Here is a 6,590-nt window from a genome sequence, read left to right as displayed (position 1 = left end):
CCCCGCCGATCCGGGGCTCCTGGCGCTGATCGAGGAGATCCGGGGCTATCCGCGTCCGCCCGCGCCGGACCGCCGCCCTGAGGACTTCGGCAATGTGGTGATCCCGTTCCAACTGATGGCGGGTGACACCCTGCTCTCCCTGTTCGGGACGACCACCGTCTTCGGCACGCCGGTCGACATCACGCTCTCGGAGCTAACGCTCGAGACCTTCTTCCCCGCCGACGCCGCCACCGCCGAGGCCTTGCGTGCGGCCCACGAGATGCGGCAGGCGGCAGCGCCGCCCGACCCGCCTCCGTCGCCGCGTCCCGCGGCCTAGCCGATTTTCCGAAAACTCTCGACGTTTCAACGTCGGAGCGATGGTACCGCCCTCCCGGATCGAACGGGAGACCTCCAGAGCCACAATCTGGCGCTCTAACCAACTGAGCTAGGGCGGCGCATCGCGAGCGCGCTTTCTAGTCGGGCGAGGCGGTCCGATCAAGCCGCGCGATCACGGGTCGAGTAGCGGGCGCCGGTAACGCCGAGAACCCGCAAGCTCGCGCCCGCCCGCGAGCCGAACAACATAGTCGCCGGACGGCTTGGATTCGACCTGGACGATGGCGGCCCTGCGCACGAGCCGCGATCGGTGGATCCGGACGAAACCCGCGCCTTCCAACTGCCTTTCGATGTCACTCAGAGCCGCGCGGTGCAGGATGCGGTTCTCTCCGCGGTGCAACTCGACGTAGTTGCCCGCCGCCTCGATCCACGCCAGTTCGAGGAGGGGCACGAAGAACCGGCGGGCGCCGTCACGCACCTCGATCGCCTCCGGCGCCGCGGCGGTTTCCGTTCGCGGCCGCAGATGCTGTCGCCACAGCACGTAGAGGAGCAGGAAGCCGGCATAAGCGAGAGCGTCCTTGCGGAACTCGTAGATGAAATTGGCCAGCGGCCAAAATGGCGAGTAGTGAGCCCCCACCGTGGCGTAGACCGCCCAGCGCGCTGCGCCCATGGCCGTGATGTGAACCACCGCGAAGATCAGGAGACCGGCGAGATGGACCGCCGCCGCGCGCGGCCATGGCGGGTCCAGCGGCCAGACCCGCCGGACCAGCGCCGTGAAGGTCGGCATCATGGCGAGGATCACCACGACGCTCGTGGTTTCCCAGACGAACGGCTCCCAGAAGTCCAACCGACGGCCAGCGCCCTTCATATCGTCCAGGACGCTGAAGGTGTTCACCAGCGCGAAGAGAAACAGTGCGGCTCCAGTGGCGGCAAAGAACGGCCCGTCCCCCTTCCCGTCCGTCACGGAAAGTCCACCGTTCGTCCCTGAAGTCTGCCGATCCGTCACAACAGCTCCGCCGCGCGCCCCTTCATAGTGGCGGGATTCCGGGTCCGCGCGGCATCCCTTCGGTCCTCGCTGACTGGAGCTTGCGCATGTCCGCCACCACCCGACGATACGACCTGGACGCGTTGCGCGTCGGCGCGTTCCTGCTGTTGCTGCTCTATCACCTGGGAATGTTCTACGTGTCCTGGGACTGGCACGTGAAGAGCACCCATGTCCTGCGGGATCTGGAGCCATGGATGGGGGCGCTCAATCCCTGGCGGCTCACACTCCTGTTCGTCATCTCCGGGGCCGCCACCCGCTTCATGGGCGAGAAGACCGGCTCGACGACGCTCGCAAAAGAGCGTTCGCAGCGGCTGCTGATTCCACTGTTGTTCGGAATGATCCTGATCGTCGCGCCCCAGAGCTGGGCCGAGGTCGTGGAAAAGAACGGCTATGCCGGCAGCTTCCTGGACTTCTGGCCGCGCTACCTGACCTTCGACTCCAGCTTTGGCCTCATCCTGCCGACCTACAACCACCTGTGGTTCGTGGCCTACCTGTGGGTCTACACCATGCTCGCCGTCGCGCTGCGGCCGTTCTGGCCCGCCATCGAGCGCGGAACGGCGCGGTTGCTGAAGGGGCCGGCTCTGCTGCTCCTGCCGGCCCTGATCTTCGGCATCTACCGCGCCACGGCGGCGCGTGCATGGGGCGAGACTCATATCGTCTTCGCCGACGGCTACGGGCACCTGCAGTACGGGACCGCCTTCCTGCTTGGCCTCGTCATGGCGCGCAGCGAGGCGGCGTGGGACTTCCTGGAGCGGCGAAGGCTGGCGGTCCTGGCGACCGCGTGCGCCGCCCTGGCGGCGGGACTGTTGGTGCGGCGCTATGAGTACGTCGAGGATGCCGGAACCCTCACCACCGTCGCGGCGTTCGTCCGCGAGGCCTACGCCTGGACAGTGATCTGCGCCCTGTTCGGCTATGCCCGGCGCTATATCCGCTCGGGCTCCCCGCTGCTGACGACCCTCACCGAGGCCGTCTTCCCCTTCTATATCATCCACCAGACGGCCATCGTACTGGCCGGCCACTTCCTGAAGCCCCTGGTCCTGCCGGCGCTGGCCGAGGCGAGCGCAATCCTGACCATCGAGATCGGAGCCTGCCTGGCCACCTACGGCCTGGCGCGGGCCGTGCCGATCCTGCGGGCGCCGCTGGGCCTGAAACCTGCGCCACGCCGCCCGACGCCCGCCGTGGCCGCGGCGGAATAGCAGGCAAAGAAAAAGCCCCGGCCGCTCGCGCGACCGGGGCTCGTTCTCATCAGGCCGACCTGAAGACCGTGGCTAGCCCTTCGGCAGGGAGAAGCGGATCGGGATCCGCACCGTGCCCCCGTCGACCGGCTGACCGTCCCTGGTCTGCGGCCGCATCTTGAAGAGCCTGGACATCTTCATGGCGGCGTCGCCGAAGCCCATATCACCTGGCTCCTCGGAAACGACCGAGCAGCTCTCAAGGGTGCCGCGGGCGTTAACCTGGCAGCTCAAGGTCGCACGGCCCTCAACCTCCATCCGCGACGCACGGTCGGGATAGTAGCGGTTGATGTCGTCACCGGTCGGACGGCGGAGCCAATCCGGGTTGGTGATGACCGACGGGCGCGGCGGCTCGGGCGGCGGCGCGGCGGGCGGCCGAGGCTCCTCGATGCGACGCTCGACCGGCGGAACCGGCAGCGGCGGGATCGAAGGCATGTCGGGCACCGCGACGGGCGGCCTGGGCTGCAGCTTCGGCGGCGGCGGCGGCGGCGTGTTCGGCGGCGGCGGCGGAGGCGGCGGCGGCGGAGGCGGCGGAACCGGCTTGATGAGAGCCACGTCCGTCACCTCGTCCGAGTACTCCTTGTACTTCGGCTCGAAGCGCGTCTTCCAGAGGTAGACGCCCAGCGCCCCGTGCACGACGACGGCCAGGATCAGCGCGATGATGGTCCCGGGCCGGCGTTTCGGCTTGGGGTCATCGAACGGATTGTGCCGGGTGAGAACTTCGTGGTGAGCATCAGTCATGGGTCACCACCTATTTGTCTTCACCGACGAGAGCCACGCTGTAGAACCCGTTGTCCTGCAGCATGTTCATCACGCCCATGAAGTCACCGTAGAGCACGTCCTTGTCCGCACGGATAAAGATACGCTCCTTCGTCGGGTTCCGCGTCGCACCCAGTTGGGTGCGAAGATCGTCGCCCAGGCTCGGAAGGTCCGTCCGGAAGTCCTGGATGAACAGGCCGCCGTTCGGCTGGATCGAGATATAGACCGGCTTAGGCGGATTGGTGCCGGGCGGAGCGACGGCAGGAGGCAGAGCCACCTTGACCGTCACGGCCGCCATCGGCGCCGCCACCATGAAGATGATCAGAAGAACCAGCATGACGTCCACGAAGGGTGTGACGTTGATGTCGGCGTTCTGACTCTCTTCGTAGCGGCCGCCTCCGGAACTGGAGAGCTTGGCGGCCATCTAGATTAGGCCCCCTTGTCGAGCTGCCGGGAAATCGCGTTCATCAGCTCAGCCACGAACCCTTCCGAACGCGCGCCGTAGGCGGAGATGCGGGTCTGGAAGTAGTTGTAGAAAATAACCGAGGGGATGGCCGCGAACAGGCCCAGACCGGTGGCGAGCAGGGCTTCGGCGATGCCGGGCGCCACGACGGCCAGGTTGGTGGTGTTCGTGTTCGCGATCCCGATGAACGAATTCATGATCCCGTAGACGGTGCCGAACAGACCGATGAACGGGCCGTTGGAGCCGACCGAGGCCAGGTACTGCATGCCACCCGACAGGCGACGAGCCAGCGAGGCCTGAACGGCGCTCACCGCATGCGAAGCGCGGTCGATGGTGGTGTCGCGGTGTTCGCCGGCGATCTGCAGGCCAGCCTGACGGCTGAGCTCGATCTCCTGGGCGGCCGCGGCGGCCATGTCGGCCAGCGGGTTGCCGTCAAATTCCTCGCTGAGGGCGATCCGGCTCATGTCGTTGATCGACTTGGCGCCGCGGAAGGATTCAACGAAACCGTCCGAGACCTTGTTGAGCGCGTTGAACTCGAGAATCTTGGTGACGAGGATCGTCCAGCTCAGCACCGAGGCGAGAGCCAGGCCGATCATGATCACCTTAACGACCGGGTCGGCGTCCATGAACATGGTGCCGACGTTGAGCTTGCCGGCGCCCTTCATGGTGGGCGGATCGGCCGATTCAGCAGCGGCCGGTTCGGCCGGCGTGGCGGCGGGAGCCGCGGCGGCGTCAGCGGCCGGGGCGGCGGCGTCGGCCGCGGGCGCGGCCGGGGCGGCGGCGTCCTGGGCGAACGCCGGCGCGCTCGCCATCAGCGCGACGGCGCCGAGGAGAGCGGAAAAAGTGGTCTTCAGTTTGTTGTCGAGCATCTGTCGCCAGTTCCTGGTTGGTCTAGCACGATTGGCCGGAGGGTCGTCGCGCGAGAGCGTCTCCACCCTAGTTGAAACAAGCCCGGCGCCCCAGCCCGCTTTCGCGGCCCGGAAACGCCAGAGGCGCTGTCGCTGCGCCCGACCCGGAACGCGGACTCCCGACTTTTCGCAGGGATTGGCGTTTCGAAGGTGCGGACGGCCTTGAACTCCCACGGGGGGAGCCCAAAGTCTTACCGCTTTTTTAGACGAGCGGCCCGGACCCTTTGGCAACCCCTTGTCGAAGCGTCAAGGGGCAGAAGCTTTCCCTACATCGTCAAATTACTGACGCATGCGCACGGATTGTGCGCTGCACACGCAAGAAGCGTCTTGAGCTCGTCGATTCACCACCGTTCGCCGCAGAGGATTGCTGCGGCGCAGCAATTTCACCAAACCAGGATTGATCAAGTCGAGGCGCCGGGCGCGGGCAGGCCGCGCGGATTCCAGGCGCCCCGGTCAACTCTTTGCTCCGCGGCGACTTTGAGCTTTGCCTTAGCGCAGGCCGAGGCGGGCCTGACTTGCCGTTGAGCGAGTAAGCACCGTGGGGCGTGGCCCCGTCGACGGTTCCGTTCGCGGCGATAGGATTGTGGGAAGTGGTGCCTGGGGGCGGATTCGAACCACCGACACGCGGATTTTCAATCCGCTGCTCTACCAACTGAGCTACCCAGGCCTAGGCCCCGCCGCGCGGGAGCCGCTCTATAAAAGAGGCGTCGGCGTAAGTCCAGCGAGCCTCGCCGGCGATTTTTCGCAGCCTCAGTCTTCCTCCGATTGCCCCCGGGGCCCGGCCTCGCCCTCCTCGGCTGGGACCGCGTAGCCGCCCGTCAACCAGCGCTGCAGATCGACGTCGGCGCAACGCCGCGAGCAGAATGGCCGATACTCGGGCTGAGGCGGCTTGCCGCAGATGGGACACTTGGCGCTCATGCCGGCGCTACCTCGAAGCGCTCGCGGGGCCGCGAGGCATCCGCCGACACCGCGAACCGGGCGCCGTAGCGTTCGGCCAACGAGGCGACGAGCGGCTCGGCCGCCTTGGCCACCGCCGGCGCGCACGTGACGACAATCCGGGCGCCCGGCACGGTCTGCGCCTCCGCCTCGATCCGACGGACGAGACGCTGCGCGAGCGCGCGGTCGGCGAGACCGCCGTCTGCCCTCAAGAGGTAGTCGGAAATGGGTCGGGTCCGACGCGGGATCGAGAGTTCCATCGTGCCGAAACGTCCGACGGGGCCGATCGCAACGCCGGGGTTGTCCGGGGCGAAGGCAAGCCGCGCGGCGGCCAGCAGCGCGGCGCCGTCGTGCCCGCGGCCGACCAGATCCAGGATGACCAGCCCGCCCAGCCCCTTCAGTCGAAGCAGGCGTGCGCCTTCGGCGATCGCGGCCAGGTTGGCGTGGCGCGCCGCCCGCTTCGAATCCTGTCCCTTCCGCTCGCCGAGATCCACGTCGATCGAGGTGAGCGCGCGCGTAGGTTCTATGGCGATGTCCCCCCCGCCGGGGAGCCGATGGACAACTTCGAGCGCCTCGGCTTCGGCATCGTCGGCGGCTTCGCGCGCCTCGCGGCCCTCGATCGGATCCGCATCGCGCACGACGCTGCGAAGGATGTCGGCGACGCCGGGCGGGGGCCGCAGCAGCCTCGGCGCCCCCTCCCCTTCGCCGGTCTGGCGCGCCGTGGCCAGCTTGCCTTGCCGCGCCTCGCTCCGAATCTCGATCTCGACCGCCGCGCCGCGCACCGGCCTTGCATCGGGTTTGAAGGGGAGCATGGCCTCTCGCCCGTCCCCCAGGTCCAGGAACGCGGCGCCGATCGCGGGTTCGACGTTCGCCACCCGGGCGATCAGCCGCGCTCCCAGCACCAACCCCAAGTCCTCGTCGTCGCGCCGCAGGAC

The 6,590-nt window shown here is 67.8% G+C and carries 7 protein-coding genes, 2 tRNA genes and 1 pseudogene; 2 read left to right on the top strand and 8 right to left on the bottom strand.

Annotated features, from left to right (window positions below; genetic code table 11):
- Positions 1–316, top strand: a pseudogene (locus AX721_RS28005) (hypothetical protein); the annotation flags it as partial.
- Between the two features lie 41 nt (positions 317–357).
- On the opposite strand, the gene AX721_RS15900 reads toward AX721_RS28005, so the two are convergent.
- Both AX721_RS15900 and AX721_RS15895 read right to left on the bottom strand, forming a co-directional pair.
- Positions 358–434: transfer RNA gene (locus AX721_RS15900), tRNA-His, on the bottom strand.
- Between the two features lie 53 nt (positions 435–487).
- Positions 488–1,276 (bottom strand): LytTR family DNA-binding domain-containing protein, encoded by a 789-nt coding sequence (locus AX721_RS15895; RefSeq protein ID WP_156467199.1) that lies wholly within the window; start codon positions 1,274–1,276, stop codon positions 488–490.
- Between the two features lie 128 nt (positions 1,277–1,404).
- Here AX721_RS15895 and AX721_RS15890 point away from each other — a divergent pair, with 128 nt between their 5' ends.
- Positions 1,405–2,553: an acyltransferase family protein gene (locus AX721_RS15890; RefSeq protein ID WP_068876982.1), complete on the top strand. Its 1,149-nt coding sequence runs from the start codon at positions 1,405–1,407 to the stop codon at positions 2,551–2,553.
- Between the two features lie 72 nt (positions 2,554–2,625).
- Here AX721_RS15890 and AX721_RS15885 read toward each other — a convergent pair whose 3' ends face one another.
- The 6 genes from AX721_RS15885 to AX721_RS15865 form a co-directional block, all read right to left on the bottom strand.
- Positions 2,626–3,330, bottom strand: a complete 705-nt coding sequence (locus AX721_RS15885) for an energy transducer TonB (protein WP_068876981.1) — start codon at positions 3,328–3,330, stop codon at positions 2,626–2,628.
- Positions 3,331–3,340: 10 nt separating this feature from the next.
- Entirely contained in the window at positions 3,341–3,772 is a 432-nt protein-coding gene (locus tag AX721_RS15880) for a biopolymer transporter ExbD (protein ID WP_068876980.1), read from the bottom strand.
- A 5-nt stretch (positions 3,773–3,777) separates the two neighbouring features.
- Positions 3,778–4,680: a tonB-system energizer ExbB gene (gene exbB / locus AX721_RS15875; RefSeq protein ID WP_068876979.1), complete on the bottom strand. Its 903-nt coding sequence runs from the start codon at positions 4,678–4,680 to the stop codon at positions 3,778–3,780.
- A 630-nt stretch (positions 4,681–5,310) separates the two neighbouring features.
- A tRNA-Phe gene (locus AX721_RS15870) sits at positions 5,311–5,386 on the bottom strand.
- Between the two features lie 83 nt (positions 5,387–5,469).
- A complete protein-coding gene (locus AX721_RS26935; RefSeq protein WP_082765817.1) occupies positions 5,470–5,637 on the bottom strand; it encodes a DNA gyrase inhibitor YacG in 168 nt (55 codons plus the stop codon).
- On the bottom strand, positions 5,634–6,590 hold a 957-nt coding region (locus AX721_RS15865), incomplete at its 5' end, for a ribonuclease E/G (RefSeq protein ID WP_068876978.1). The genes AX721_RS15865 and AX721_RS26935, both read right to left, overlap by 4 nt.

This window comes from Phenylobacterium sp. CCH9-H3 (assembly GCF_001557235.1).
GTDB lineage: Bacteria > Pseudomonadota > Alphaproteobacteria > Caulobacterales > Caulobacteraceae > Phenylobacterium.
The sequence above is the reverse complement of the archived record's forward strand: the minus strand, read 5'-3'. Positions and strand labels throughout refer to the sequence as shown.